Here is a 25,205-nt window from a genome sequence, read left to right on the forward strand (position 1 = left end):
CTCACACCCCTTTTCTCCACCGCCAACAATTCTGATATGCCCACGCATGACGTCGGGCGGGATAGCGCGCATCGCAAAAAAAAACGGCTCCTTTTTACGGGAGCCGTTGCGGATTAGGATCAGCACTGACGCTTATTTTTTCAGTTCAGCCAGACTCAACCAGGTCTGTACGACGGTGTCCGGGTTCAGCGACAGGCTGTCGATTCCCTCTTCCATCAGCCAGGCGGCGAAGTCCTCGTGATCGGACGGCCCCTGACCACAGATGCCAACATACTTGCCTTGTTTCTTCGCGGCGCGGATCGCCATCGACAGCAGCGCTTTCACCGCCTCGTTACGCTCATCGAACAGTTCAGAAACCACGCCGGAGTCGCGATCCAGACCCAGCGCCAGCTGCGTCATGTCGTTAGAACCAATCGAGAAGCCGTCAAAGTGCTCCAGGAATTGTTCAGCCAACAGGGCGTTGGACGGAATCTCACACATCATGATGATCTTCAGCCCGTTCTCACCCCGCTTCAGCCCCTGACGCGCCAGCTCGTCAACTACCGCTTTCGCCTGCTCAACGGTACGTACGAACGGGATCATGATCTCCACGTTGGTCAGTCCCATATCGTTGCGCACGCGTTTCACCGCTTCACATTCCAGCGCGAAGCAATCACGGAAGCTGTCAGAGACATAGCGACCGGCGCCACGGAAGCCCAGCATCGGGTTCTCTTCATCGGGTTCGTAACGCTCGCCGCCCACCAGGTTGGCGTATTCGTTCGATTTGAAATCCGACAGGCGCACGATAACGCGTTTCGGATAAAATGCCGCGCCCAGCGTCGCAATGCCCTCTGTCAGACGACCGACATAGAACTCACGCGGTGAATCGAAGCCTTTCATCATCTCGCGGATTTCGTTTTGCAGTTTCGCATCCTGGTCATCAAATTCCAGCAGTGCGCGAGGATGCACGCCAATCATTCGGTTGATAATAAATTCGAGACGCGCCAGGCCAACGCCTTCATTCGGCAGGCAGGCGAAGTCAAAGGCGCGATCCGGGTTACCGACGTTCATCATGACTTTCAACGGCAGATCGGGCATGGTGTCCACGCTTGAACTTTTGACGCTGAAGTCGAGCAGGTCTGCGTAGACATAGCCGGTATCGCCTTCGGCGCAAGAAACGGTGACGTTTTCATCATCCTTCATGCGTTCCGTCGCGTCGCCGCAGCCGACAACCGCCGGAATACCCAGTTCACGGGCAATAATGGCCGCGTGGCAGGTACGACCGCCACGGTTGGTCACGATGGCCGCCGCTTTCTTCATGATCGGTTCCCAGTCCGGGTCGGTCATGTCAGTCACCAGCACGTCGCCAGGCTGGATACGGTTCATTTCGCTAATGTCGTGGATGACTTTAACCGCCCCCGCGCCAATGCGATGTCCGATGGCGCGGCCTTCCGCGACCACTTTCCCCTGCGCATGCAGCGTGTAGCGCTCCATTACCTGACCACGAGAACGGACGGTTTCCGGGCGAGCCTGTACAATAAACAGTTTGCCGGTATGACCGTCTTTCGCCCATTCGATATCCATCGGGCGACCGTAGTGTTTCTCAATCTGTACGGCCTGTTTCGCCAGTTCCTGCACTTCTTCGTTGGTCAGCGAAAAGATGTCGCGCTGTTCCTGCGGCACATCTTCAATTTTGACCTGCTTGCCGTGCTCCTGGGTTGGCGCGTAAACCATTCGGATTTTTTTCGACCCCATCGTGCGACGAACGATCGCCGGGCGATTCGCCGCCAGCGTCGGTTTATGCACGTAGAATTCATCCGGGTTGACTGCGCCCTGCACTACCATCTCGCCCAGACCCCAGGCTGAAGTGATAAACACCACCTGATCGAAACCGGACTCGGTATCAATAGAGAACATAACCCCGGACGAGGCCAGGTCGGAGCGCACCATCCGCTGTACGCCAGCGGAGAGCGCGACGCCGCGATGGTCATACCCCTGGTGAACGCGATAAGAGATAGCGCGGTCATTAAACAGCGAGGCAAAAACATGTTTCACCGCCACCAGCACCGCATCGAAACCCTGCACGTTGAGGAAGGTTTCCTGCTGACCGGCGAAAGAGGCATCCGGCATGTCTTCAGCCGTTGCGGACGAGCGCACGGCGAAAGACGCCTGCGCATCATCCGCAGAGAGCTGTGCATAGGCATCGCGAATCGCGTTTTCCAGCTCTGGCTGGAAAGGAGTGTCGATAATCCACTGGCGGATCTGCGCGCCGGCCTTCGCCAGCGCGGTGACATCGTCAATATCCGTTTGATCCAGCAGTTCATAAATACGCTGGTTTACGCCGCTTTGATCCAGAAACTGGTTAAACGCATCGGCGGTCGTTGCAAAACCATTCGGTACGGAAACACCCATACCGGAAAGGTTAGTAATCATTTCACCCAGGGAGGCATTTTTGCCCCCAACTCTGTCTACATCATTCATGCCGAGTTGGTTATACCAAAGCACCAGCGGTGACGAGCCATTGTTGGACATCGAACAATCCTTTTGTGATAAATGAACGAGTTTAGAAACTACATTATTGCGTATTTATCTTTGCATATTTAAACCCCTGAAAAAAACGGTGAATCGTTCAAGCAGATTTATTTTTTATTTTTTCAGATTGTTTACGCATTTGCGCAAACCCACGGGCGACGGGCGATCTCCCCAAAAACTGTCGGTATAAACATAAGTTCCGAAAAATGAAATGCACTTTTCACTTAATATAAAAATAGCGTTTCATTTTATAAAATAAGCACTGTGATATACGCTTCTGGCAAATTTTAATTTATGCTTTCAGATAATTATGTTTGCTCCTCAGGATAAACAAAATGGATAATGTTGTTGATCGCCATGTTTTTTATATTTCCGATGGTACGGCCATCACCGCCGAGGTTTTGGGTCACGCGGTGATGTCGCAATTCCCTGTGACCATCAGCAGCATTACGCTGCCGTTCGTTGAAAACGAGAGCCGCGCCAGGGCCGTGAAAGATCAGATCGACGCGATTTATCAGCAAACTGGCGTGCGTCCGCTGGTGTTCTATTCGATTGTTCTGCCAGAAATTCGCGCCATCATCTTACAAAGCGAAGGGTTCTGTCAGGACATCGTGCAGGCGCTGGTGGCGCCGCTACAGCAGGAAATGAAGCTCGACCCAACGCCAATCGCGCATCGCACCCACGGGCTTAACCCCGGGAACCTCAACAAGTATGACGCGCGTATCGCGGCAATCGACTATACCCTTGCGCACGACGATGGGATCTCCTTGCGCAATCTGGATCAGGCGCAGGTGATCCTGCTGGGGGTTTCACGCTGCGGAAAAACGCCGACCAGCCTCTATCTGGCGATGCAGTTTGGCATCCGGGCGGCGAACTACCCCTTTATTGCTGACGATATGGATAACCTGGTGTTGCCCACGTCGCTTAAACCGCTACAGCATAAGCTTTTTGGCCTGACCATTGACCCGGAACGTCTGGCGGCAATCCGCGAGGAACGCCGTGAAAACAGCCGCTACGCATCGCTACGCCAGTGCCGGATGGAGGTTGCGGAAGTTGAAGCGCTCTACCGTAAAAATCAGATCCCTTGCCTGAACAGTACTAACTATTCGGTAGAAGAAATTGCCACCAAGATTCTCGACATCATGGGGCTGAATCGTCGAATGTACTAACAAACTAGTGCAAGAGTTCAATTTTTTGCTATCATGCCGCTCTGCTTGCGAGGTGTGAAACGCCTCGCATTTGAAATCAGCAGGTGAAGGTTGAAGTGTGTTATTGTGATGCCCATCACTTCCCGGTAGTCCTGCCGTTGAAGCAACAAATTTCTGAGACTTGTAATGAACAGAACCGACGAACTGCGTACCGCGCGTATTGACAGCCTGGTCACCCCTGCTGAGCTAGCGCTACGTCATCCTGTATCATCCTCCGTCGCCAGCCACGTTACTGACTCCCGACGCCGGATTGAAAAAATATTAAATGGTGAAGATCGCCGCCTGCTGGTGATCATCGGCCCCTGCTCGATTCACGATCTGGACGCTGCGATGGAATACGCAACGCGCTTGCAAACGTTGCGCAACACGCATCAGGCGCGTCTGGAAATCGTTATGCGCACCTATTTTGAAAAACCGCGCACGGTTGTGGGCTGGAAAGGCCTCATCTCCGATCCCGATTTAAATGGCAGTTACCGCGTAAATCATGGCCTCGAACTGGCGCGCAAGCTGCTGTTGCAGGTCAATGAGCTGGGAGTCCCCACCGCCACCGAATTTCTCGACATGGTCACCGGCCAGTTTATTGCCGATTTGATCAGCTGGGGCGCCATTGGCGCGCGCACGACGGAAAGCCAGATTCACCGTGAAATGGCTTCCGCGCTCTCCTGCCCGGTTGGGTTTAAAAACGGGACCGATGGCAACACGCGCATCGCCGTTGATGCGATTCGCGCGTCGCGCGCCAGCCATATGTTCCTCTCGCCGGATAAAACTGGCCAGATGACGATTTATCAGACCAGCGGGAACCCGTACGGCCATATCATCATGCGCGGCGGTAAAAAACCGAATTACCACGCGGAAGACATCGCTGCCGCCTGCGATACGCTGCATGAGTTTGGTCTGCCGGAACACCTGGTGGTGGACTTCAGCCACGGTAACTGCCAGAAGCAGCATCGCCGCCAGTTAGAAGTTTGTGATGATATCTGCCAGCAAATCCGTAACGGTTCTACCGCAATTGCCGGGATCATGGCCGAAAGTTTCCTGCGTGAAGGTACGCAGAAAATCGTCAGTGGTCAGCCGCTGGTGTACGGTCAGTCCATTACCGACCCTTGCCTGAACTGGGAAGATACTGAATTACTGTTAGAAAAACTTGCCTCAGCGGTTGATAGCCGTTTTTGACATCATGCCCATCCTCGCGGGGATGGGCGCGCTTCTTTCCCCTCCACGCATTCCCCACTCGCCTGATTTGCTACCAGAATTAACACTTGCTGTCGCCATACACAATATTGATAATAATAATCATTGTTAAACTGATTATTATTAATTATCGATATGCCACTTATGGACGACATTGAGTTACTTCATTTTAAGGAAAGAGACAGCGTGCCCCCTTCCCCTGCTGCCGAGCGGCGTATCAGCAGCCAGACATTGTTAGGCCCTGAAGGCAAAGTCATCATCGATCATGACGGCCAGGAATACCTGCTGCGCAAGACGCAGGCAGGTAAGTTGCTGTTGACCAAGTAGCAATCAGCTTGAGCAACTGACTTCCAGCCGTTTACCCCAGTCCGGCGGACGGTTGACATAATCGTCATCTCTGTCGGTAAAGGGGTCGCGCAGAACCTGATGCAGTTGATGTAATTCGCCCATATCCCCCTGCTCAGCGCTGGCTATCGCGCGTTGCGCCAGCCAGTTGCGCAGCACCACCGCAGGATTCACGCGCTGCATGTGCTGTTGACGCGTTGCATCATCCACCTGCTCCTGCTGTAAACGCGCCCGGTAACGGCTGAACCACCCGTCAAAGGCCGCGCGATCGATAAATTCGTCACGCAGCGGCGATGCCGCGCTCTGTTGCTCAGTCTGACTCAACATACGGAACGTTCGGCTATAATCGCTGCCTTCGCGTGCCATCAGGGCGAAAAGCTCGTTGAGAAGCGCGTTGTCCTCTTTTTGTTCGGTAAAGAAGCCCAGTTTTTGCCGCATGCGCTGCCCGTAGTGCGTGAGCAACGCCAGCTGATAGCCATCCAGCGCATCATTCAGCGTATCGACCGGCATAAACGGCGACAGGGTTTGCGCCAGGCGTTGCAGATTCCACAATCCGACAGCCGGTTGATTATCGAAGCTATAGCGCCCCTGGTGATCGGAGTGGTTACAGATAAACCCTGGCTGATAATCATCCAGGAAACCGAAAGGACCATAATCTATCGTCAGCCCCAGTACAGACATGTTATCGGTGTTCATCACGCCATGCGCAAAACCTACCGTTTGCCAGTCAGCAATCAACCTCGCCGTGCGCGCCACTACGTCCCGGAACCAGAGCGCATACTTGTCCTCTTCCGTCTGAAATTGCGGCCAGTAATGGCGAATCGCAAAATCGGCCAGCTGACGGACTTTATCCGGCTCACGCCGATAGTAAAAATGTTCGAAATGACCGAAACGCATATGGCTTTGCGCCAGACGCATGAGCATCGCGCCGGATTCAACCGTTTCCCTGTAAACAGGCGTGTCGCTGGTGACGATAGACAGCGCCCGCGTTGTGGGGATGCCAAGATAGTGCATCGCCTCGCTGGCCAGACTTTCACGGATCGTTGAGCGCAGCACTGCTCGCCCGTCGCCCATGCGGGAGTATGGCGTTAGTCCGGCGCCTTTCAGGTGCCAGTCAAGCGTACTGCCGTCCGCCAGCAGTTGTTCGCCTAACAGAATACCGCGTCCATCACCGAGCTGGCCGGCCCAGACGCCAAACTGATGGCCGCTATAAACCTGAGCCAGAGGCGACATGCCGGGCAGTAATGACTCGCCGCCCCACACGCCTGCGCCGTTTTCCATAGCAAACAACGAAGGTGGTATCGCCAGCTGCTGCGCCAGCGCATCGTTATGCCAAATCAGGCGGGCATGACTCAGAGGAGTTGGAGAAAGTGCTGTATATGTGGCTGGCAGTTCGTCACGCCAGCGGGATGTAAAAGACAGGGTCATAGGGCCTCCTGCCTGTAGTGTAGACGGTTAATACCCGCTTAAACACCAGCAAATAAAAAGGTTATCCCTGAACCAGCGTCGTAACCTGGCTCGCTGGTACGGCAGGCCATAAACATCCTTGCAGCGCGCTAAATCCCATTGATGATATCCGCGCCAGCATCTCTTCAGTATCAATACCCGCAATCATTATCGAATCACAGCACGGTGATATCTGCGAAATAATAGCCTGCATAAAGGGTTCAAAAGAAAGACTTGCGGATCTTTGCTGGACAAAGTTTTTATCCAGCGCGACGCGTTTGAAGAGACCATCAAAGATCGCTTTTATCGATGTATCGCCAGCGCCGAAATTGGCAAGGATGAGGGGAAATCGTCCGGCTAACTCAGCCAGAATTTGATTCTCTTTCCCGAGACTTAATTCAGGATAATTCTCATTAATCATCAGTTCCAAAAATGGAAAGCGCCTTACATGGGATACAAACTCGCCGTCCGATAATAATGATGCGACGACGGCTGGCGTTAAATTAATCCAGGCAATAAGTTTATGTTGAATAAAAAAATGTTGGCACGTTTCCAGCAATGCGAGTTTTTCTTCGAACAGACAACGCTGTTCTTCTGCTGACAGGCGCGGCATGACCAGCTCCGTCGGCATACGGACATTACCGTCTTCAGTGACAAAGTTTGCAACAATCTCCAGGCCGACGAGTTTCTCTTTCTCGGTTCGGGCAGGAACAAAATAAAGGTGAGAATGATAAAAGTTATCCAGTGAAACAATCATTGTGCCAGCCCCGCTGCATGGGTGTAATCCGGCATCCTGTAAGAAAGAACGAAGAAAGATGTCATTTCTGATACGACTGGAGGTGCTTTCATTTTTTCCTTTTTAGCCGGTAAACCGGGTCCTTTTTTTAGCTTATCTCGATTATAAACCAATATCCAGTTTTGCATTTTCCGCAAGACGCCGGATAAATCATTTTGACTAAAAATACTTTTGCAAAATGTAGGGTTAAAACTATTTCTGATAACTCACGATAGCCCTGGCATTCAGACAATGAAAAATCAATTTCTTAAATATAGATGATGAAGCGGCCGCTGGGTATCCGCTTTACCATCGATAGCATTAAATACGTCTCGCCTGCCAGAAATTTTTCCGCCAGTAGACATTGTCGAGCGATGAGCGCATCACGCCGCGGCTGGTAGACGCATGAATAAATTGATTGTTGGTATCATAAATGCCGACGTGCAAACCACTTTCCCCCGATCCGGTTTTAAAAAAGACCAGGTCGCCGGGCAGCAGTTCATCTTTGTCGATTTCCGTACCAATTTTTGACTGTTGGCGCGTTTCACGCGGCAGTTGTAAATCAAATTTGTCGCGCATCGTCATCAACACAAATCCCGAGCAGTCCACCCCGCTACGGCTCATTCCGCCATAGCGATACGGTGTACCTCTCCAGGACTGTAGCTGATCGTTCAGGCCCGCGATAACCATAATGGAATCCGAAAGCCTGGCGTTAGGTGCTGGCGCACGATGGCTGCTACACCCTGCCAAAAACAGTGCTGCGATAAGAAGAAGCCAAAAGCGCATTCAGGACGAATCCTCTATCTTTTTATTCTTGCTTCTATTTAGCGTGGAAATTATGTGTTTTTCAAGAACCCATTTAACTTAAGTGGTTGATATGAGCATTCTGTGGCCTTCAACGTCCAGCCGACGGAAGTTCATGCCGTATGCCCGGGCCAGATTTGGCGGCGTCAGCACCTCGTCACGCCGCCCGCTGGCGATCAATTTCCCCTGTTTCAGCAACCAGGCGCGATGCGCGTGGCGCAGAGTATGGTTAAGGTCATGGCTGCTCATCACGATGGCGATACCCTGGCTGCATAGCTGGCTCAGCAGCCTATCCAGCGCGTTTTGTTGCGCAACGTCCAGACTGTTCATCGGTTCATCCAGTAGCAGAAGCTGCCCGTGCGGGTTAGCGTGAGGGTGAATTTGCAATATCACCGCCGCCAGACGTACACGCTGCCACTCGCCGCCGGAGAGTTGATTCGCGCTCCGCCCCAGCTTGTCGCTCAGCCCAAGCGCCTGCGCAACGTCATTCAGCAGGTTCGTTTGCGTTTTATCAGGTTGATGCAGCATCAGGAAATGCCAGACCGGCATTGAAAATGGGGGATTCTGCTGCTGCGCGAGATAGGCCCGATGTTGAGCCAGTTTCGCCGCAGGCCATGTCTCCAGCGACGCGCCGTCGAATATGACAGTGCCTTCCCCGAAGGTTAAGCCCGCCATACGCGCCAGCAGCGTACTTTTCCCTGCCCCATTCGGCCCCACGAGGTGAAGAATCTCGCCAGGCTTAACGTCGCCGGAAAGCGGCCCCAGACGCGTCGTTTCGGCAACATCCTGTAACTGCATCAACGAGATCATTATTTTGCCAACGCGATTTTGATACTTTCCACCATCCCCGGATCTTCAGGCGTCATGTCCGGTGAGAAACGCTGTACGACCTGTCCATCCCTGCCGATTAAAAACTTCTCAAAGTTCCACAAAATATCGTCCGGGTAAAGCGGCGCGCGGCCTTTACTCGCCATGCGCTCATAGAAACCGCTACCTTCCGGCGCAACGGCGGCAGGCGCTGCGGCAATCAACTTCTGATACAGTGGATGGCGGTTCTCACCATTGACGTCAACCTTGCTGAACATCGGGAATGTGACGCCCCAGGTGGTGCTGCAATAGGTTTTAATCTCCTCTTCAGTGCCAGGTTCCTGACCAAGAAACTGGTTGCAGGGAAAACCTAACACCGTAAAGCCCTGGTCGGCCCAGGCTTTCTGAATATTCTCCAGCTGTTCGTATTGTGGCGTTAAGCCACATTTCGAGGCCACATTAACCACCAGCAGTACGTTTCCGGCGTACTTCTCAAGCGTGGTGACATCCCCGTCGATCGTCGTCACTTCAGTGTTGAGAATGGTATCTTGCATAGCGTCTCCCATATAACAGGCGGATGTGAGTGATCAAATATCAGCTTTTAATCATAGACTGCGAGTGTTGAAAACAGCGACTCCCCGATGCGGACAATCGCGGCGTCACGCTGCGCCATTGTCGCCGGAGTTTGTGTAATATAGATAACCACGAGCAGAGGTTTTTGTGATGTCGGCCAGACAACGCTAACAATAGAACGCGAGCCGTTGTCGCCCGCCCCGGTTTTATCCGCGATTTTCCAGCCGTCCGGCAAGACCGAACGCAGCAGACTGTCAGCCACTTTGTCGTCCCGCATCCATTGCATAAGCTGCTCTCTTGAGGATGGCTGCAACACGTTCCCCAGCAGTAGCGTATTGAGCGTCTGCGCTATCGCGACAGGCGTCGTGGAGTCGCGTTCATCGCCGGGAATGGCGCTGTTCAGTTCAGGCTCATAGCGATCGAGGCGGGTTATTGTATCCCCCGAATCACGCAAAAACTGCGTGACGGCCTGCGGCCCGTTGAGCTTCCTGGCGATGAGATTGGCGGCCGTGTTATCGCTGTAGCTTACCGCCGCGCTGCACAATTGCGCCCAGCTCATGGCGTCTGGCGCCACATGTTTTTCAGTAATCGGCGAATACTCCACCAGTTGTGAGGGTTCAAACTGCGTTGAAGCAGAAAGCGCCAGCGCCTTCCTGTCGACTTCGCGTAATAACGCTGCGCATAACAGCGGCTTGTGCGTACTGTTTAACGGGAACCGTTCTTCTCCCCGATAATGGGTGATACTGTTGGTCGCCGTATCAAGTACCGCAATGCCAATCCGGGCATGAAGACGCTGTTCTTCCTGCGTCGCGATAGCCGACACGTATTGCGCCGTCAGCGGTGCGGCCATCGCAGAACCGCTGAGTGCTGCCAGCACACACAGACCCCATTTCATCCGTTGCCACATACTAATGACTTCCTCGTTTCTCATTTTGGCTAGCGCCTGGATTTTAATAATAGCCAGATGAAGACCGGCGCCCCCATCGTCGCCGTCACTACGCCGATAGGCAGTTCCGCCGACGCCAGCGCCAGACGGGCGATAACATCCGCCAGCAGCAGAGCTATCGCCCCCGCCAGCGCGCAGCCCGGCAGCAAAGCGCGATGATCGCTCAGACCGCAAAGCCGTAAGATATGTGGGATCACCAGGCCGATAAACCCAATTGAACCCGCGAGCGCAACGCTAACGCCGACCATCCAGCCCGTGGCGACCACCAGCAAATTGCGCCAGAACCACAGCGGCAGCCCCAGCTGACGCGCGGACGTTTCGCCCAGCGCCAGAATATTCATCGGCTGCGACTGGCAGCAAATCCAGAGTGAAACCGGGATCAGGGCAATCATCAGCCAGGCCTGCTGCCAGTCCACCCCGCCGAATCCGCCCATCATCCAGTACATCAACTGGCGCAGGTCGAAGGAGGTTGAAAAATAGATGGCCCACGTCATCATCGCGCTGCAAATAATGCCAAGCGCAACGCCCGCCAGCAGCAGGCGGCTGGTTGATAAATGTCGACGGGCAAATCGCAGGAGAATAAGTGTGATGATAAGCGCGCCGGCAATAGCGCAAAACCCCAGCGCCCAGCCGGGTAACTGACCTTGCCCCAGTAGCACCGCGGCAATAAGGCCCACGCCAGCGCCGTTGGAGACGCCAAGCAATCCGGGCTCGGCAAGCGGGTTTTCAAATAACGCCTGCATTACCGCGCCTGACAGCGCCAGCGCGGCGCCTACCAGCAGAACAGCAAGCGTGCGAGGGAGTCGTATCTGCCAGACAAACAGTTCACCACGGGCGCTGAACCAGTCGCCAGGGCCTATCCACTGATCTCCGGCGCACAGGCTTAATACCACTGCCAGCAGCATAAGCACCGACAGACTGGATAACCAGCGCACATTACGGCGCTGTTGTTGGCAGGCAAAAGTCAGCATGTTTTCCATTCAGCTGAAAAGGGATGATGTTGATTTTACGGTGCGTAACCATCGCAGGAAAGAAAAAAGGCCGCAAAGCGGCCTTTTTAGTTAGATCAGATTACTCTTCTTTGGGCGAAGCGTTTTCAACCCGGCTTTTCAACTTCTGTCCGGGTCTGAAGGTCACCACGCGCCGTGCTGTAATGGGAATATCTTCGCCCGTTTTCGGGTTACGTCCCGGACGTTGATTCTTATCACGCAGATCGAAGTTACCAAAACCAGAGAGTTTCACCTGCTCACCGTTTTCCAGAGCACGACGAATCTCCTCGAAAAACAGCTCGACCAGTTCTTTGGCATCCCGCTTGCTAAGCCCAAGCTTATCAAACAGATATTCTGACATTTCAGCTTTTGTAAGCGCCATAGGTTCAATCCCTCAATGATGCCTGGAATCGCTCTTTTAATGCCTCTACACATTTGGCGACGGTAGCGGCAATCTCCTCTTCTTCGAGTGTACGGCTGGTATCCTGAAGGATCAGGCTGATAGCGAGGCTCTTATAACCCTCCGCAACACCCTTACCGCGGTACACGTCAAATAAGTTTACGCCAACTACCTGATTTACGCCAACTTTCTTACACTCGGATAAAATATCCGCTGCGGGAACGTTTTCTGCGACCACCACCGCGATGTCGCGACGGTTAGCCGGGAAGCGCGAAATCTCGCGCGCCTGAGGCACCACGCGGTCTGCGAGCTTATTCCACTCCAGTTCAAACACCAGAGTGCGACCGTTCAGATCCAGTTTACGTTCCAGCTCAGGATGAACAACCCCAATAAAACCAATGCGTTCACCTTTCAGATAAATCGCCGCGGACTGCCCAGGATGCAGCGCCGGATTCGCTTCCGCCCTGAACTGAATGTCGGCCAGTTTGCCGGTGAGATCCAGCACCGCTTCCAGATCGCCTTTCAGATCATAGAAATCAACGGTCTCTTTCGCCAGATTCCAGTGCTCGTCATAACGGTTGCCGCAAATCACCCCTGCCAGCATCAAATCCTGACGAATGCCCAGATTTGCCTGGGTATCCGGCACGAAACGCAGACCGGTTTCGAAGATACGAACGCGGTTCTGCTGACGGTTCTGGTTATAGACCACCGTTGACAGCAGGCCGGTCCACAGTGAGAGACGCATCGCCGACATCTCAATGGAGATCGGACTTGGCAGCAACAGCGCTTCTTCGCCCGGATGCAGCAGTTGCTGAACCTTCGGATCGACAAAGCTATAGGTGATCACTTCCTGGTAGCCTTTGTCATTGAGCATGGTTTTCACACGCTTCAGCGACAAGTTGGCTTCACGGTGAGTCCCCATGATTAAACCCGCCTGAATCGGCTCATCAGGAATGTTGTTGTAGCCATACACGCGGGCCACTTCTTCGACCAGATCTTCTTCAATCTCCATGTCGAAACGCCAGCTCGGCGCGACCGCTTTCCACTCGTCCTGACCTTCAGTCACTTCGCAGCCCAGACGACGCAGAATATCGCTCACCTGTTCATCGGCAATGTGATGCCCGATCAGACGATCCAGCTTGCTACGACGAAGCGTAATGGTCGCGCGTTTCGGCAGCGTGGCGTCATTCGTGACGTCGATAACCGGGCCGGCTTCGCCGCCGCAAATGTCGATCAACAGGCGGGTGGCGCGCTCCATTGCTTTGTACTGCAACGCCGGATCCACACCACGCTCATAGCGGTGGGAAGCATCGGTATGCAGACCGTGGCGACGCGCACGACCGGTAATAGACAGCGGGCTAAAGAACGCGCATTCCAGCAGCACGTTTTGCGTTTCCTCATTCACGCCGGAATGCTCGCCGCCAAAGATACCGCCCATCGCCAGCGCTTTGTGGTGATCCGCGATCACCAGCGTATCGGTGCTCAGCTTCGCTTCTGTGCCGTCCAGCAGCACCAGGGTTTCGCCCTCTTTGGCCATACGCACGACAATACCGCCTTCAATACGGTCTTTGTCAAAGGCATGCATCGGCTGACCCAGTTCAAGCAGTACATAGTTGGTGACGTCAACGACAGCATCAATGGAACGAATGCCGCAGCGACGCAGCTTCTCTTTCATCCACAGCGGCGTAGGCGCTTTAACATTAATGCCTTTCACCACGCGCCCCAGGTAACGCGGGCAGGCATCCGGCGCTTCAACCGCGATCGGCAGCGTGTCATTGATGGTGGCTGCAACAGGTGCGATCTCCGGCTCAACCAGCGCGATTTTGTTCAGGACAGCGACATCACGCGCCACACCGATGATCCCTAAGCAGTCGGCGCGGTTCGGCGTCACGCTGATTTCAATGGTGTTATCGTCAAGCTTCAGGTATTCGCGGATATCGGTTCCGATCGGCGCATCCGCCGGCAATTCGATGATGCCGCTATGGTCGTCGGAAATCCCCAGTTCGGAGAAGGAGCACAGCATCCCTTCCGACGGCTCGCCGCGCAGTTTAGCGGCTTTGATTTTGAAATCGCCCGGCAGAACCGCGCCGATAGTTGCAACGGCTACTTTCAGCCCCTGACGGCAGTTAGGCGCGCCACAGACGATATCCAGCAGGCGTTCGCCGCCCACGTTCACTTTCGTAACGCGCAGTTTATCTGCGTTCGGGTGCTGGCCGCACTCCACCACTTCACCCACAACCACGCCGTTGAACTCACCGGCGACGGCGTCAACGCCATCCACTTCCAGGCCCGCCATCGTAATCTGATCCGACAGCGCATCGCTGTCGATTGCCGGGTTCACCCATTCGCGTAACCACAGTTCACTGAATTTCATTGTTTTACCCTGCCTTTATTTAAACTGTTTGAGGAAACGCAGATCGTTTTCGAAGAATGAGCGCAGATCGGTCACGCCATAACGCAGCATGGTCAGACGCTCCATCCCCATACCAAACGCGAAGCCAGAGTAGATTTCCGGGTCGATGCCCACGTTGCGCAGAACGTTCGGATGCACCATCCCGCAACCCAGCACTTCCAGCCATTTGCCGTTTTTGCCCATTACATCCACTTCTGCGGACGGTTCCGTGAACGGGAAGTAAGAAGGACGGAAACGGATTTGCAGGTCTTCTTCAAAGAAGTTACGCAGGAAGTCGTGCAGCGTGCCTTTCAGGTTGGTGAAGCTGATGTTGGTGTCAACAATCAGCCCTTCCATCTGATGGAACATCGGGGTGTGCGTTTGATCGTAGTCGTTACGGTACACTCGGCCCGGCGCAATAATACGGATCGGCGGCTGCTGTTCTTTCATGGTACGAATCTGCACGCCGGAAGTCTGCGTACGCAGCAGACGGGTGGCATCAAACCAGAAAGTGTCGTGGTCAGCGCGGGCCGGGTGATGGCCTGGAATGTTCAGCGCATCGAAGTTGTGGTAATCGTCTTCGATCTCCGGGCCAGTCGCCACGGTAAAACCAAGCTCACCGAAGAAACTTTCAATACGATCAATGGTACGTGTTACCGGATGCAGACCACCGTTCTCAATACGACGCCCAGGCAGAGAAACGTCGATGGTTTCCGCCGCCAGACGTGCATTCAGCGCCGCGTTTTCTAAATCCGCTTTGCGCGCGTTCAGCGCTTGTTGTACCTGCTCTTTTGCTTCATTGATAACCGCGCCGGCTGCCGGACGCTCTTCTGGCGGCAATTCACGCAGGGTCGTCATCTGAAGGGTTAAATGCCCTTTCTTGCCCAAATATTCGACGCGTACATTGTCTAACGCGGCAACATCTGACGCCTGGTTAATGGCTGCCTTCGCACTGGCAACCAGCTCTGCGAGATGTGACATGGTTTTCCTCATTGTGTCGGTGAAGACACCGGTTCGTTGGACTTAATCTCTCGATTTCAGGTACAAAAAAAGCCTCCATCAGGAGGCTTTTTCGCGCTGTTTTTCGTTTCTTCTTTCACGCGCTAGCCTCCTGGAGTCAGGTGCTAAAGTAAAAAAAGAAGCGGAAAATAGCAGCATTCATGCTTGCGTTACCTTGTGTGGTAAAACCGGACAACCTTTATTGAAAAGGGTTACGGATAAATTGTCAACTGATTGATTGCACTACAAATAAAAGAGAGGGAGCCAGGCTCCCTCTTTTCACTGGCTTATGCCAGAGCTGCTTTCGCTTTTTCAACCAGAGCGGTGAACGCTACTTTGTCGAATACTGCGATGTCAGCCAGGATCTTACGGTCGATTTCAACAGAGGCTTTTTTCAGGCCGTTGATGAATTTGCTGTAAGAAATACCGTTCTGACGTGCTGCTGCGTTGATACGCGCAATCCACAGTTGACGGAACTGACGCTTACGTTGACGACGGTCACGGTAAGCATACTGACCAGCTTTGATAACTGCCTGGAAGGCAACGCGGTATACGCGAGAACGCGCACCGTAGTAGCCTTTGGCTTGTTTCAAAATTTTCTTGTGACGTGCGCGTGCAATTACACCACGTTTTACGCGAGCCATAGTGCTCTCCTGTATCTATTCTGATTCGCCCTTCATCTTTCACATTTTCGCGGCGTTAACCGCCTTGCGACATGCGAAATCTATCGGGCATAAAAAAGTTAAAAAAAACGTTAACGGCTTATGCGTACGGCAGGCACGCGATTACCAGACCCAGATCGCCTTTGGAAACCATGGCTTTCGGGCGCAGGTGACGTTTACGCTTGGTCGCTTTTTTGGTCAGAATATGACGCAGGTTAGCGTGCTTGTGCTTAAAACCACCTTTACCGGTTTTTTTGAAGCGCTTAGCAGCACCGCGTACGGTCTTAATTTTTGGCATTTTAATAACTTCCACTTCGCATTGTTAATAAACGAAACCCAGGCGAACAAAATCTGTGAAGCCCGAAGGCTCCACAGGAATTGCTACTTGAAGGCCTTACTGTTTCTTCTTAGGAGCGAGCACCATAATCATCTGACGGCCTTCGATCTTCGTAGGGAAGGATTCGACAACTGCCAGTTCAGCCAGATCTTCTTTCACGCGATTAAGCACTTCCATACCGATCTGTTGGTGGGCCATCTCACGACCGCGGAAACGCAGCGTGATCTTGGCCTTATCGCCCTCTTCGAGAAAGCGAATCAGGCTGCGGAGTTTTACCTGATAGTCGCCTTCATCTGTACCAGGACGGAATTTAATTTCCTTAACCTGGATAACTTTTTGCTTTTTCTTCTGTTCCTTAGAAGACTTACTCTTTTCATAGAGGAATTTGCCGTAATCCATTATACGACAAACCGGCGGCTCGGCGTTAGGGCTGATTTCGACTAAGTCTACTCCAGCTTCTTCAGCTTTTTCCAGAGCTTCTCTCAGACTCACAATACCAAGCTGCTCGCCTTCCAGACCTGTTAAGCGAACTTCCTGGGCGCGAATTTCGCCATTGATACGGTTAGGACGCGCCGTTTGAACTCGTTTTCCGCCTTTAATACTTTATTCCTCCAGTTGTTGAAGACTGCGGCTGCGAATCTCTTGTTGCAGCTTCTCGATAACTTCATTTACGTCCAGGCTGCCCAAGTCTTTGCCACGACGGGTACGCACGGCTACTTTGCCTGCTTCTACCTCTTTGTCGCCACAGACCAACATGTAAGGGACACGACGTAAAGTGTGCTCGCGGATTTTAAAGCCTATCTTCTCATTTCTCAAGTCTGCTTTTACACGAATGCCCGCATTTTGTAGTTTCTGCGTCAATTCGTTAACGTATTCAGACTGAGTATCGGTAATGTTCATCACCACTACCTGAACCGGCGCAAGCCAGGTCGGGAAGAAGCCCGCGAACTCTTCAGTCAGGATACCGATGAAACGTTCCATTGACCCAAGAATCGCGCGGTGAATCATCACCGGCACCTGACGCTCGTTGTTTTCGCCAACATAAGAGGCGTTCAGACGAGACGGCAGAGAGAAGTCCAGCTGTACCGTACCGCACTGCCATGCACGATCGAGGCAGTCATACAGGGTAAATTCAATTTTCGGACCGTAGAATGCGCCCTCACCCAGTTGATACTCAAACGGGATGTTGTTTTCTTCCAGCGCAACGGCCAGATCCGCCTCAGCACGATCCCACATTTCATCGCTACCGATACGTTTTTCGGGGCGAGTGGAAAGTTTGACGACGATTTTCTCGAAGCCAAAGGTGCTGTACATATCGTAGACCATACGAATACAGGCGTTCACTTCATCGCGAATCTGTTCTTCAGTACAGAAGATATGCGCATCATCCTGGGTGAAACCACGTACGCGCATCAGGCCATGCAAGGCGCCTGACGGTTCGTTACGGTGGCAGCTACCGAATTCCGCCATACGCAGCGGCAGATCGCGGTAGGACTTCAGACCCTGGTTGAAGATCTGCACGTGGCCCGGGCAGTTCATCGGCTTGATGCAGTATTCACGGTTCTCTGAAGAGGTAGTGAACATCGCATCTTTGTAGTTTTCCCAGTGCCCGGTTTTTTCCCACAGCACACGGTCCATCATGAACGGGCCTTTAACTTCCTGATACTGATATTCTTTGAGCTTAGAACGCACAAAGACTTCCAGTTCACGGAAGATAGTCCAGCCGTCGTTATGCCAGAACACCATACCCGGCGCTTCTTCCTGCATATGATACAGGTCAAGCTGCTTACCGATTTTACGGTGGTCGCGCTTGGCGGCTTCTTCAAGGCGTTGCAGATAGGCGTTCAGGGATTTTTTATCCGCCCACGCCGTACCATAAATACGTTGCAGCATCTTGTTGTTGCTGTCGCCACGCCAGTATGCCCCTGCGGTTTTCATCAGTTTGAAGTGATGGCAGAAACGCATGTTCGGCACGTGCGGGCCACGGCACATATCGACATATTCTTCATGATGATACAAGCCCGGCTTGTCATCATGCGCAATATTCTCATCAAGAATAGAAACCTTATAGGTTTCGCCACGCTTCACGAAGGTTTCACGCGCTTCGTGCCAGCTCACTTTCTTCTTAATGACGTCGTAGTTTTTCTCAGCAAGCTCGTGCATCCGTTTTTCGAGCGCGTCGACATCTTCCTGGGTTAACGTACGGTCGAGATCAATATCATAGTAAAAACCGTTATCGACAACCGGACCGATAGCCATTTTGGTGTTCGGCCAAAGTTGTTTAATCGCGTGCCCTAACAGGTGCGCGCAGGAGTGACGAATGATCTCCAGACCTTCTTCATCTTTCGCGGTGATGATTGCCAGTTGAGCGTCGTGTTCAATGAGATCGGACGCATCAACCAGTTCGCCATTAACGCGACCTGCGATACAGGCTTTCGCCAGTCCTGGACCAATGTCCAGCGCAACATCCATGGGGCTTACAGCGTGGTCGTAATGGCGTTGGCTGCCATCAGGAAGAGTAATAACAGGCATGTTATATCCTTATTTGCAGTGGTGACCCACACGAAAGATCACATACAAAGTTTCAATATTTAAAATTATCAAAAAGTTATGGGCTGATTCCCGCTTCACTCTGCGAAATATGTCACGGCCCGCCTGAATGGCGAGACTGGACCTACACCCGTTTTTTGATAACACCGTTTGACAGTGTACACGGCATTGACTGCCGATCAAAGCCGCAATCACGCCGAACTGTATGATGTAAATCAATTCCCTGACGCGCCATCGCTTTTGTTACACTGGGAGCATCAGTCCGATTTTGACAGGAAGAGAGAAAATGCCAACAAACCGCTTTGCCAAAAAACACTGGAAGATGGTTGTCGTATTGCTCCTCATTTGCGGCGCAATGTTGCTGCTCCGCTGGGCGGCGATGATTTGGGGCTAATATCCGAAGCGTTCGCCGAAAGTTAATTCCTGCGAATGAATAGAAAGCATCAATAATATGCACGTTCAACGCGTTTTTATGAATGGCATTCGCCACGGAAAATATAAATATAATTTCACTTAGCGCGCAATCGCGATAAAAACGCTAATTTAAAAAGCCGGGTCGTGTTTAAAACAACCCGGCAGGCGATTACATCTTATACCCTAACGATACCGTCGTGCGGCGATCGGTATGTTCCGGCGCCGTTGCGGGCGGTTCGGAGTTCCAGGTCAGGTTATAAGCCACCTTTAAACCAAAATGCTCGTTGATCGCGACATTCAACGCCGTCTCTGAGTTGAGGGTGGTATCTTCAGCGCCGAAAACGGACACGCCCTGCGTAAATTTGGTGTTATCCGTCATCTGCCAGGCGTAGCTACCGGAAGCGTAGCCCAGCGGTTGGGTCTCGGTTTTGCCATCGGTATGTTCGTCATAGCGTACGCCAGGACCGAATTCAAAACGGAAGCTGTGCACCGGCCCGTTGAGGAACTGACGGCCATAACCGGCGGTCAGTGTGTCACGCTCACGATAACCATTGTAACGATCTGTCAGCCAGCTTGCCTGGCCAAACAGGTAATCATAGTCGGTCATATTGAAACGGCTACGGCCGCCTACCGCGTATTTCTCCGAAGAGCGCTCATCGTTGGAGGATGTATTGCTGGCATTCCCCCACAGCGACCAGGCGGTGGTTGCACCGTACCAGGTCATCGTGGTGTCAGCCGTTAAAGAAGAACTTTTCGTGTTGCCTGACTGAGCAAGGTAGCCCGCATTCAGGTTACCTTCGAAGGGTTTCTTCGCAGTGGCGGGATCATCCATGACAGTAAAAACGGAATCATCAGCAGCGGCATGCATTGACGCAAATACGCCCCCTGCCAACATTAATGCAGCGGGTACTGTCTTCAAAAGCTTCATTTATAAAGAGTCCGTACAACAAAAAAAGAGACCGTTACGGTCCCGGAAACTTTCATAAGGATCAATGACAAACGATCCAGGAAAGGTAACAAATTATAAAAAGGCTCGAATAACATAGCAATGAATTCTTATTTCATTTTTTGAATAAGAGAGTTCCCAAAGCAGATATTTATTTATATATCTTTCTCCCGGTAATTTTAAATAAATATCCAGTAAATCATATTGTTAATTACTTCCCTTTCCGGGCATTCAGTGCCAGACTGAAGTCAGCCTAACAGGAGGTAAAGATGATACGTATCTATACGTTAACACTTGCGCCCTCTCTCGATAGCGCAACAATCACCCCACAACTCTATCCCGAAGGGAAACTTCGCTGTTCATCACCCGTTTTTGAACCCGGCGGCGGCGGAATCAACGTTGCCCGCGCGATTGCCCATCTTGGCGGAACCGCAACCGCGATTTTCCCCGCAGGCGGCGCGACCGGCGAACATCTGGTCGCACTTCTGGCCGATGAAAACGTCCCCGTCGTCACCATCGACGCCAAAGACTGGACGCGACAAAACCTGCATGTTCATGTGGAGTCCAGCGGGGAACAATATCGCTTTGTCATGCCCGGCGCCGCACTCGACGATGACGAATTTCGCCAGATTGAAGAACAGGTTCTGGAGATCGAATCCGGCGCCATTTTGGTTATCAGCGGGAGTCTGCCGCCCGGCGTCAAGCTGGAAAAACTGACGCAGCTTATTGCCGCCGCGCAGAAACAGGGCATCCGCTGCATTATTGATAGTTCGGGCGATGCGCTCAACGCGGCGTTATCTCTCGGCAATATTGAACTGGTCAAACCGAACCAAAAAGAGCTGAGCGCGCTGGTTAATCGCGAACTCACGCAGCCTGACGATGTGCGCCAAGCGGCGCAGGAAATCGTGAAGAGCGGCAAAGCGCGCCGCGTCGTTGTGTCTCTGGGGCCGCAGGGGGCGCTGGCGGTAGATAGCGAAAGCTGCGTCCAGGTTGTTCCCCCTCCCGTCAGAAGTCAAAGTACCGTCGGCGCGGGCGACAGCATGGTTGGCGCAATGACGCTAAAACTGGCGGAAAACGCCTCGCTGGAAGAGATGGTGCGTTTCGGCGTCTCGGCAGGCAGCGCGGCGACGTTGAATCAAGGAACACGTCTGTGTTCCCGGGACGATACGCAGAAAATCTACGCCTGGCTTTCTCAGTGATCGGGCCATCCCCCTCCTTATTACGAGGGGGTTTCAGCGGCAAAGCTATCAGCATACGAATTAACCGACTATGCTAAAAAATCATGTGATTACAAAGAGGTGATTTATGGCCAGTGGTGATGTCATCCGCTATGTCATAACCGTGAAATTTCATGAAGACTCGCTGACAGAAATTAACGAGTTGAACAACCATCTGACGCGGTGCGGTTTTCTGCTCACCATGACCGACGAGCAAGGGCATGTACATGAACTGGGTACCAATACATTTGGTTTTATCAGCGCCCTGAGCGAAGATGAGATCGCCGCGCTTACCGCCGGGCTGGCGGAAAGCGCTTTAGATAAGAAACCAGAAATATCGGTCATGACATGGGAGGAGTGGACTAAAGACCGATAATATCAGTGCCATTGTGCAAAAACGCGTCTACGGTGTGCGTTAGCTCGTGTTTTTTCACCGCATTTATGCGCTAACCTTATGATCTGGCAGACAACATGGGGAGAGACATCATGTGGCAGGCTATCAGTCGTCTTTTAAGCGAGCAATTAGGTGAAGGCGAAATCGAACTGCGTAATGAACTGCCCGGCGGAGAGATCCATGCCGCATGGCATTTACGCTATGCGGGACGCGATTTTTTCGTCAAATGTGATGAAAGAGAGCTCCTTCCCGGCTTTACGGCGGAAGCTGACCAACTGGAACTGCTTTCGCGCAGTAAAACCGTCACCGTCCCGAAAGTCTGGGCGCAGGGCTCAGACAGAGACTACAGTTTTCTGGTGATGGATTATCTTCCTCCCCGTCCTCTGGATGCCCACAACGCCTTTATCCTCGGTCAGCAACTTGCCCATTTACATGAATGGAGCGACCAGCCCCAGTTTGGCCTTGATTTTGATAACGCCCTGTCCACCACGCCTCAACCCAATGCCTGGCAACGACGCTGGTCAACATTTTTTGCCGAACAACGCATTGGCTGGCAGCTCGAACTGGCGGCAGAAAAAGGCATCGCATTTGGCAATATCGATGCGATCGTTGAGCATGTTCAGCAGCGTCTGGCCTCGCATCAGCCGCAGCCTTCGCTGCTGCACGGCGATTTATGGTCAGGAAACTGCGCGCTTGGGCCTGATGGCCCCTACATTTTCGATCCCGCCTGTTACTGGGGCGACAGGGAGTGCGATCTGGCCATGCTGCCGCTGCATACCGACCAACCTCCGCAGATCTATGATGGCTACCAGTCTGTTTCTCCACTACCGCTGGATTTTCTGGATCGCCAGCCGATTTATCAGCTCTATACCCTGCTCAATCGGGCGAGACTGTTTGGCGGGCAACACCTGGTGGTGGCGCAAAAAGCGATGGAAAGGTTGCTGGCGGCATAGCCATTGTGCCGGATGACAGCTTACAAATGCACTGAACCACAGGCCCGATAAGCGAAGCGCTATCGGGCATTTTTCATTGCTACACAAATCCAAGAAGCGAAAAGAAAACGTAGCCCAACACGATGATAATCACCGGCAGGATATAAAGCGGGAAAAACTGTAAGAAGATCGTGTGATGCGGAACCACGATGCGCGACTCAATTTGCTCGCGTGACAACCCCTCGCTGCCTTTCGCTTTTTCCAGAATAAGCTGATCTTCAACCCCTTCGCGAAGAAAACGCGCCTGGCGGCTCATCCTGGCGCCTGAGTCCTGCAATGCCAGGCCAACGAAAATCAACACAAAAATCACCCAGAAAACAATGTTCAGACTGTGTTGAAAATCCGGCGTCGGCGAGTTATACCAGAACAGGTTCAGGAACGCGGTATTCGCCCGCATCATATCAATCATAACGTGAGTAAAATCAAGCATCACCGCGTTAATCCCTTCCTGCTTTTCGCTGTGCTCATACATAAACTTCAGCAATGAAACCAGTGTGGAAATAAGCGCGGGGATAAAAATCACCCATCCCAGAATCCTTTTTAAGACAGCAATGCGTCCAGCTTGTTGATACGTCATGAGTTCCCCTTGATAAAGACGCGTCGTTTTGGCCTAAGTCTACCTGCTGATAACCAATTTCGCCTGTTCTTTAAAGGCGCTATGATACGTCATTAGCCATAATAAGCGCTTAATCCATTGTGTTCTTACCTCAAAAGGAGAGGTTGTAATGTCAACCCCGCGTCAGATTCTTGCTGCAATTTTCGATATGGATGGACTACTGATCGATTCCGAACCGCTTTGGGATCAAGCTGAACTGGAGGTCATGGCAAGTTTAGGCGTAGATATTACCCGCCGCCATGAACTCCCGGATACGCTGGGTTTACGCATCGATATGGTTGTTGACCTCTGGTACGCCCAACAACCGTGGAATGGGCCAGACCGTCAGGCGGTTACTGACCGAATCATTACCCGCGCCATCTCACTGGTTGAAGAAACTCGCCCGCTGCTCCCCGGCGTGCGCGAAGCGGTTGCGCTGTGCAAATCTCAGGGGTTAATGGTCGGTCTGGCCTCCGCTTCCCCCCTGCATATGCTGGAAAAGGTGCTGACCATGTTTGATCTGCGTGAAAGTTTCGATGCCCTGGCCTCTGCGGAAAAACTGCCTTACAGCAAGCCGCATCCGCAGGTATACCTCGATTGCGCGGCCAAACTGGGCGTTGACCCGTTAACCTGCGTTGCGCTGGAAGACTCCGTCAACGGCATGGTCGCCTCAAAAGCGGCGCGAATGCGCTCAATTGTTGTTCCGGCGGAAGAAGGCCAGCACGACCCGCGCTTTGCCCTTGCCAACGTCAAACTGACTTCGTTGGCTGAACTGACCGCAGCGCATCTGCGCGGTTAAATAGCGACGGGCGGTGGCGACATTGCCCGTTTTGCTACGCACATCTGTTTTATAAAACACTGTTTCATTTTTTATTGTATTCCTTCACCGCCTCTTCTATCCTTTTCTCAGGGCAAAAAACTGATAAAAACCGATAGCCGAGGTGAACATGATTCTGGATGCGTTTAGTCTTGCAGGTAAAGTCGCGATAGTGACCGGATGCGATACCGGGCTTGGGCAGGGAATGACGCTGGCGCTGGCGGAAGCAGGCTGCGACATCGTCGGCGTTAATCGCAAAGTCCCCCACGATACGGCAGCAAAAGTGGCGGCGCTCGGACGCCGTTTTATGGCGATCCAGGCCGACCTGAGCCAGCAACGCGCTATCCCGGCTATTGTCGCGCAAACGGTCGAACAGTTTGACCGAATCGACATTCTGGTGAACAACGCCGGGACGATCCGCCGCGAAGACGCGCTGTCGTTTAGCGAGAAAGACTGGGACGATGTGATGAATTTGAATCTCAAATCCGTGTTCTTTCTCTCTCAGGCCGTCGCACGGCAATTCCTGAAGCAAGGTGATGGCGGGAAGATTATTAATATCGCCTCAATGCTTTCATTCCAGGGCGGCATTCGCGTTCCTTCTTATACTGCGTCGAAAAGCGGCGTATTGGGCATCACGCGGTTGCTGGCGAACGAATGGGCGGAGCACCACATCAACGTGAACGCCATCGCTCCCGGTTATATGGCGACGAACAATACGCAGCAGCTGCGGGATGACGCCGCACGCAGCAAAGAGATTGTTGACCGCATTCCGGCCGGACGCTGGGGCACACCTGCCGATCTGCAAGGCCCGGTTGTCTTTCTCGCTTCTTCGGCGTCTGATTACGTTCACGGCTATACCCTCGCCGTCGATGGCGGCTGGCTGGCGCGCTAATTC

At 52.8% G+C, this 25,205-nt stretch carries 27 protein-coding genes and 1 other annotated feature; of the genes, 9 read left to right on the forward strand and 18 right to left on the reverse strand.

Annotation, left to right across the window (positions count from 1 at the left end):
* Positions 1-132 precede the first annotated feature (132 nt).
* Positions 133-2,511, reverse strand: coding sequence for a phosphoenolpyruvate synthase (gene ppsA / locus OGX80_RS08910; protein ID WP_012132593.1), 2,379 nt, complete (start codon positions 2,509-2,511; stop codon positions 133-135).
* Between the two features lie 335 nt (positions 2,512-2,846).
* Between ppsA and ppsR the strand changes: the two genes are divergently transcribed.
* The 3 genes from ppsR to hemP all read left to right on the forward strand — a co-directional run bounded on the left by ppsR (position 2,847) and on the right by hemP (position 5,237).
* Positions 2,847-3,680: a posphoenolpyruvate synthetase regulatory kinase/phosphorylase PpsR gene (gene ppsR / locus OGX80_RS08915; protein ID WP_012132595.1), complete on the forward strand. Its 834-nt coding sequence runs from the start codon at positions 2,847-2,849 to the stop codon at positions 3,678-3,680.
* A 165-nt stretch (positions 3,681-3,845) separates the two neighbouring features.
* Positions 3,846-4,892: a 3-deoxy-7-phosphoheptulonate synthase AroH gene (gene aroH, locus OGX80_RS08920; protein WP_012132596.1), complete on the forward strand. Its 1,047-nt coding sequence runs from the start codon at positions 3,846-3,848 to the stop codon at positions 4,890-4,892.
* A gap of 153 nt (positions 4,893-5,045) precedes the next feature.
* On the forward strand, positions 5,046-5,237 hold the full coding sequence (gene hemP, locus OGX80_RS08925; RefSeq protein WP_012132598.1) for a hemin uptake protein HemP: 192 nt from the start codon (positions 5,046-5,048) through the stop codon (positions 5,235-5,237).
* A 3-nt stretch (positions 5,238-5,240) separates the two neighbouring features.
* Here the strand turns inward: hemP and selO are convergent, their stop codons facing one another.
* From selO to thrS, 15 genes are all read right to left on the reverse strand, one after another.
* Positions 5,241-6,683 carry a protein adenylyltransferase SelO gene (selO, locus tag OGX80_RS08930; RefSeq protein ID WP_115181693.1) on the reverse strand — a complete coding sequence of 481 codons (1,443 nt, stop codon included), beginning with the start codon at positions 6,681-6,683 and terminating at the stop codon, positions 5,241-5,243.
* Positions 6,684-6,744: 61 nt separating this feature from the next.
* The gene (locus OGX80_RS08935; protein WP_012132600.1) at positions 6,745-7,458 is read right to left on the reverse strand and encodes an EAL domain-containing protein; all 714 of its coding nucleotides are present in this window, start codon (positions 7,456-7,458) and stop codon (positions 6,745-6,747) included.
* A 339-nt stretch (positions 7,459-7,797) separates the two neighbouring features.
* Positions 7,798-8,262, reverse strand: coding sequence for a C40 family peptidase (locus tag OGX80_RS08940; protein ID WP_012132602.1), 465 nt, complete (start codon positions 8,260-8,262; stop codon positions 7,798-7,800).
* A gap of 78 nt (positions 8,263-8,340) precedes the next feature.
* The gene (gene btuD, locus OGX80_RS08945; RefSeq protein ID WP_114848541.1) at positions 8,341-9,090 is read right to left on the reverse strand and encodes a vitamin B12 ABC transporter ATP-binding protein BtuD; all 750 of its coding nucleotides are present in this window, start codon (positions 9,088-9,090) and stop codon (positions 8,341-8,343) included.
* A complete protein-coding gene (locus OGX80_RS08950) occupies positions 9,090-9,641 on the reverse strand; it encodes a glutathione peroxidase (RefSeq protein WP_024130381.1) in 552 nt (183 codons plus the stop codon). Before OGX80_RS08950 ends, btuD begins: the two co-directional genes overlap by 1 nt.
* A gap of 47 nt (positions 9,642-9,688) precedes the next feature.
* Positions 9,689-10,567 (reverse strand): class A beta-lactamase, encoded by an 879-nt coding sequence (gene bla, locus OGX80_RS08955; protein WP_115181694.1) that lies wholly within the window; start codon positions 10,565-10,567, stop codon positions 9,689-9,691.
* Between the two features lie 29 nt (positions 10,568-10,596).
* Positions 10,597-11,577 (reverse strand): vitamin B12 ABC transporter permease BtuC, encoded by a 981-nt coding sequence (gene btuC, locus OGX80_RS08960; RefSeq protein ID WP_114848542.1) that lies wholly within the window; start codon positions 11,575-11,577, stop codon positions 10,597-10,599.
* A gap of 100 nt (positions 11,578-11,677) precedes the next feature.
* Entirely contained in the window at positions 11,678-11,977 is a 300-nt protein-coding gene (gene ihfA / locus OGX80_RS08965) for an integration host factor subunit alpha (protein WP_001229266.1), read from the reverse strand.
* Positions 11,978-11,981: 4 nt separating this feature from the next.
* Positions 11,982-14,369: a phenylalanine--tRNA ligase subunit beta gene (gene pheT, locus OGX80_RS08970; RefSeq protein ID WP_104868726.1), complete on the reverse strand. Its 2,388-nt coding sequence runs from the start codon at positions 14,367-14,369 to the stop codon at positions 11,982-11,984.
* A 15-nt stretch (positions 14,370-14,384) separates the two neighbouring features.
* Positions 14,385-15,368: a phenylalanine--tRNA ligase subunit alpha gene (gene pheS / locus OGX80_RS08975; RefSeq protein WP_024130384.1), complete on the reverse strand. Its 984-nt coding sequence runs from the start codon at positions 15,366-15,368 to the stop codon at positions 14,385-14,387.
* Between the two features lie 62 nt (positions 15,369-15,430).
* Positions 15,431-15,554: a sequence feature (Phe leader region), on the reverse strand.
* The gene (pheM, locus tag OGX80_RS08980; RefSeq protein ID WP_001386830.1) at positions 15,505-15,549 is read right to left on the reverse strand and encodes a pheST operon leader peptide PheM; all 45 of its coding nucleotides are present in this window, start codon (positions 15,547-15,549) and stop codon (positions 15,505-15,507) included. Its footprint overlaps the feature before it by 45 nt.
* A 119-nt stretch (positions 15,555-15,673) precedes the next feature.
* A complete protein-coding gene (gene rplT, locus OGX80_RS08985; protein ID WP_000124850.1) occupies positions 15,674-16,030 on the reverse strand; it encodes a 50S ribosomal protein L20 in 357 nt (118 codons plus the stop codon).
* 118 nt (positions 16,031-16,148) lie between these two features.
* Positions 16,149-16,346, reverse strand: coding sequence for a 50S ribosomal protein L35 (rpmI, locus tag OGX80_RS08990; RefSeq protein ID WP_001124225.1), 198 nt, complete (start codon positions 16,344-16,346; stop codon positions 16,149-16,151).
* Positions 16,347-16,442: 96 nt separating this feature from the next.
* Positions 16,443-16,985 (reverse strand): translation initiation factor IF-3, encoded by a 543-nt coding sequence (infC, locus tag OGX80_RS08995; RefSeq protein ID WP_047457361.1) that lies wholly within the window; start codon positions 16,983-16,985, stop codon positions 16,443-16,445.
* Between the two features lie 3 nt (positions 16,986-16,988).
* Complete coding sequence (gene thrS, locus OGX80_RS09000) at positions 16,989-18,917, reverse strand: threonine--tRNA ligase (protein WP_060816194.1); 1,929 nt, start codon at positions 18,915-18,917, stop codon at positions 16,989-16,991.
* A gap of 304 nt (positions 18,918-19,221) precedes the next feature.
* On the opposite strand from thrS, the gene yniD reads away from it, so the two are divergent.
* Positions 19,222-19,329, forward strand: coding sequence for a small membrane protein YniD (yniD, locus tag OGX80_RS09005; RefSeq protein WP_096753848.1), 108 nt, complete (start codon positions 19,222-19,224; stop codon positions 19,327-19,329).
* Positions 19,330-19,518: 189 nt separating this feature from the next.
* Here yniD and OGX80_RS09010 read toward each other — a convergent pair whose 3' ends face one another.
* Positions 19,519-20,277 (reverse strand): DUF481 domain-containing protein, encoded by a 759-nt coding sequence (locus OGX80_RS09010; RefSeq protein WP_012132613.1) that lies wholly within the window; start codon positions 20,275-20,277, stop codon positions 19,519-19,521.
* 287 nt (positions 20,278-20,564) lie between these two features.
* On the opposite strand from OGX80_RS09010, the gene pfkB reads away from it, so the two are divergent.
* From pfkB to OGX80_RS09025, 3 genes are all read left to right on the forward strand, one after another.
* On the forward strand, positions 20,565-21,494 hold the full coding sequence (gene pfkB, locus OGX80_RS09015) for a 6-phosphofructokinase II (protein ID WP_012132614.1): 930 nt from the start codon (positions 20,565-20,567) through the stop codon (positions 21,492-21,494).
* 106 nt (positions 21,495-21,600) lie between these two features.
* Entirely contained in the window at positions 21,601-21,888 is a 288-nt protein-coding gene (locus OGX80_RS09020; protein ID WP_012132615.1) for a type V toxin-antitoxin system endoribonuclease antitoxin GhoS, read from the forward strand.
* A 110-nt stretch (positions 21,889-21,998) separates the two neighbouring features.
* On the forward strand, positions 21,999-22,859 hold the full coding sequence (locus OGX80_RS09025) for a fructosamine kinase family protein (RefSeq protein ID WP_024130386.1): 861 nt from the start codon (positions 21,999-22,001) through the stop codon (positions 22,857-22,859).
* Between the two features lie 79 nt (positions 22,860-22,938).
* Here OGX80_RS09025 and OGX80_RS09030 read toward each other — a convergent pair whose 3' ends face one another.
* Positions 22,939-23,475: a YniB family protein gene (locus OGX80_RS09030; protein ID WP_012132617.1), complete on the reverse strand. Its 537-nt coding sequence runs from the start codon at positions 23,473-23,475 to the stop codon at positions 22,939-22,941.
* 148 nt (positions 23,476-23,623) lie between these two features.
* Between OGX80_RS09030 and hxpB the strand changes: the two genes are divergently transcribed.
* Together hxpB and kduD are read left to right on the forward strand one after the other, a co-directional pair.
* On the forward strand, positions 23,624-24,292 hold the full coding sequence (gene hxpB / locus OGX80_RS09035) for a hexitol phosphatase HxpB (protein ID WP_012132618.1): 669 nt from the start codon (positions 23,624-23,626) through the stop codon (positions 24,290-24,292).
* Between the two features lie 148 nt (positions 24,293-24,440).
* Complete coding sequence (gene kduD, locus OGX80_RS09040; RefSeq protein ID WP_112002382.1) at positions 24,441-25,202, forward strand: 2-dehydro-3-deoxy-D-gluconate 5-dehydrogenase KduD; 762 nt, start codon at positions 24,441-24,443, stop codon at positions 25,200-25,202.
* Positions 25,203-25,205 lie beyond the last annotated feature (3 nt).

This window comes from Citrobacter sp. CK194 (genome assembly GCF_030333395.1).
GTDB classification, from domain to species: Bacteria; Pseudomonadota; Gammaproteobacteria; order Enterobacterales; family Enterobacteriaceae; genus Citrobacter_B; species Citrobacter_B koseri.

Coding starts and splice junctions, on each gene's coding strand:
- ppsA (WP_012132593.1), bottom strand. CDS start 2,511: ATGTCCAACAATGGCTCGTCACCGCTGGTGCTTTGGTATAACCAACTC.
- ppsR (WP_012132595.1), top strand. CDS start 2,847: ATGGATAATGTTGTTGATCGCCATGTTTTTTATATTTCCGATGGTACG.
- aroH (WP_012132596.1), top strand. CDS start 3,846: ATGAACAGAACCGACGAACTGCGTACCGCGCGTATTGACAGCCTGGTC.
- hemP (WP_012132598.1), top strand. CDS start 5,046: ATGCCACTTATGGACGACATTGAGTTACTTCATTTTAAGGAAAGAGAC.
- selO (WP_115181693.1), bottom strand. CDS start 6,683: ATGACCCTGTCTTTTACATCCCGCTGGCGTGACGAACTGCCAGCCACA.
- OGX80_RS08935 (WP_012132600.1), bottom strand. CDS start 7,458: ATGATTGTTTCACTGGATAACTTTTATCATTCTCACCTTTATTTTGTT.
- OGX80_RS08940 (WP_012132602.1), bottom strand. CDS start 8,262: ATGCGCTTTTGGCTTCTTCTTATCGCAGCACTGTTTTTGGCAGGGTGT.
- btuD (WP_114848541.1), bottom strand. CDS start 9,090: ATGATCTCGTTGATGCAGTTACAGGATGTTGCCGAAACGACGCGTCTG.
- OGX80_RS08950 (WP_024130381.1), bottom strand. CDS start 9,641: ATGCAAGATACCATTCTCAACACTGAAGTGACGACGATCGACGGGGAT.
- bla (WP_115181694.1), bottom strand. CDS start 10,567: ATGTGGCAACGGATGAAATGGGGTCTGTGTGTGCTGGCAGCACTCAGC.
- btuC (WP_114848542.1), bottom strand. CDS start 11,577: ATGCTGACTTTTGCCTGCCAACAACAGCGCCGTAATGTGCGCTGGTTA.
- ihfA (WP_001229266.1), bottom strand. CDS start 11,977: ATGGCGCTTACAAAAGCTGAAATGTCAGAATATCTGTTTGATAAGCTT.
- pheT (WP_104868726.1), bottom strand. CDS start 14,369: ATGAAATTCAGTGAACTGTGGTTACGCGAATGGGTGAACCCGGCAATC.
- pheS (WP_024130384.1), bottom strand. CDS start 15,368: ATGTCACATCTCGCAGAGCTGGTTGCCAGTGCGAAGGCAGCCATTAAC.
- rplT (WP_000124850.1), bottom strand. CDS start 16,030: ATGGCTCGCGTAAAACGTGGTGTAATTGCACGCGCACGTCACAAGAAA.
- rpmI (WP_001124225.1), bottom strand. CDS start 16,346: ATGCCAAAAATTAAGACCGTACGCGGTGCTGCTAAGCGCTTCAAAAAA.
- thrS (WP_060816194.1), bottom strand. CDS start 18,917: ATGCCTGTTATTACTCTTCCTGATGGCAGCCAACGCCATTACGACCAC.
- yniD (WP_096753848.1), top strand. CDS start 19,222: ATGCCAACAAACCGCTTTGCCAAAAAACACTGGAAGATGGTTGTCGTA.
- OGX80_RS09010 (WP_012132613.1), bottom strand. CDS start 20,277: ATGAAGCTTTTGAAGACAGTACCCGCTGCATTAATGTTGGCAGGGGGC.
- pfkB (WP_012132614.1), top strand. CDS start 20,565: ATGATACGTATCTATACGTTAACACTTGCGCCCTCTCTCGATAGCGCA.
- OGX80_RS09020 (WP_012132615.1), top strand. CDS start 21,601: ATGGCCAGTGGTGATGTCATCCGCTATGTCATAACCGTGAAATTTCAT.
- OGX80_RS09025 (WP_024130386.1), top strand. CDS start 21,999: ATGTGGCAGGCTATCAGTCGTCTTTTAAGCGAGCAATTAGGTGAAGGC.
- OGX80_RS09030 (WP_012132617.1), bottom strand. CDS start 23,475: ATGACGTATCAACAAGCTGGACGCATTGCTGTCTTAAAAAGGATTCTG.
- hxpB (WP_012132618.1), top strand. CDS start 23,624: ATGTCAACCCCGCGTCAGATTCTTGCTGCAATTTTCGATATGGATGGA.
- kduD (WP_112002382.1), top strand. CDS start 24,441: ATGATTCTGGATGCGTTTAGTCTTGCAGGTAAAGTCGCGATAGTGACC.